The organism is Bacillus sp. B1-b2 (assembly GCF_009183415.1).
Classification (GTDB): domain Bacteria; phylum Bacillota; class Bacilli; order Bacillales; family Cytobacillaceae; genus Niallia.
Map to the genome: position 1 here is coordinate 1 of NZ_WEHU01000076.1, position 1,400 is coordinate 1,400.

Consider the following 1,400-nt stretch of genomic DNA (forward strand, 5'->3'; position numbering starts at 1 on the left):
TAGAGTTAGTCTAAAAAGTGGACACGTATAAATGAGAATTTATTATAATAAAACTATCATTTAAAAGGACGTGTTCAAAATATGGGAAAGCACTTTTCACAAGAGTATAAAGAATATGTATCTAAATTAGTAGTCGAGGAAGGAAGAAAGGCCTCAGAGGTTGCGTTTGAACTAGAACTATCCTATAAGACAATGATGAGGTGGATTAAGGACTATAAGGATAAGAAGCAGGCTAAACAATCAGGAGAAGCTTATATTACTCCTTCCGAGCTAGAGAAGTTAAAAAAACAACATGAAAAAGAAATGCAACAACTAAGAGAAGAGAATGCCATCTTAAAAAAGGCGATGCACATCTTCACCAAAAACCCCGAGTAATCTATACGTTCATCCAAGCTCACCGTGATGAGCATACCGTTGTGAAGATGTGCGAAGTGTTCCAAGTATCACCCAGTGGATTTTACAAATGGTTAAAGAATCAACAGAAACCACCTTCGGAGAAAGAAGCCTATAAGAAGGTAATCAATCAAAAGATTAGTAAGTCTTTTCATGAAAGTATGGGGACTTATGGCAGCCCAAGAGTACACGATGATTTAATCGAATGGGGATATACAATCTCCAAGAAAACAGTGGCTAGGAGAATGAGAGAATTAGGTTTAACGGCTACTCCAAAAGAAAAATTTATAGTCACAACGGATTCGAATCATTCTTACCCCATCTATCCTAACTTGGTAAATAGACAGTTTCGTGTAGCGGAGCCAAATAAGATCTGGGTAGCTGATATTACGTACATTCGCACGCTAGAAGGATGGTTATACTTATCATCGGTGATGGACTTGTTTTCCAGAAAAATAATAGGGTGGAGTTTAGGAAATACCCTAGAAAAAGAATTGCCTCTACAGGCACTAAAGATGGCTATGGCATCAAGAAAACCACCGGAAGGAGTCATTCATCATTCTGATCGTGGATCTCAGTACTGTTCGAATGACTATATTGATCTTTTAAAACAGAATGAAATGGAGATTAGTATGAGCAGAAAAGGAGACCCTTATGACAATGCTTGTATCGAATCTTTCCATGCCACCATAAAAAAAGATTACCTCTATCGCAGACGTTTTAACACAAGGGCAGAAGCAATAAAGGCTATTCACTTTTATATTAGTAGCTTTTACAATGAAGGACGAAAACACTCGACTTTAGGTAATTGTTCTCCCAATAAATTTGAGGAAAAGTATAAACAATCTGAGGTGGAAAATATCTCATAATATAGACATTTGGTGTTAGAAAGGATCAGTCATGATTTTTGAGTGATTCTTTCTAACACCCCACCAAACGAAGTGCGGTAGTAGCTGGAGAAGAAAAATATCTCATTTTTTTGTGTCTACTTTCTTGACAGAAGACCA

General features: G+C 36.9%; 1 protein-coding gene and 1 pseudogene. Both read left to right on the top strand.

The window, feature by feature from the left end; translation table 11 throughout:
- The first annotated feature begins 81 nt into the window (after positions 1–81).
- On the top strand, positions 82–375 hold the full coding sequence (locus F9279_RS24755) for a transposase (RefSeq protein ID WP_152116736.1): 294 nt from the start codon (positions 82–84) through the stop codon (positions 373–375).
- Positions 360–1,262: pseudogene (locus F9279_RS24760) on the top strand (IS3 family transposase); the annotation flags it as partial. The gene F9279_RS24755 and the pseudogene F9279_RS24760, both read left to right, overlap by 16 nt.
- Between the last annotated feature and the right edge of the window lie 138 nt (positions 1,263–1,400).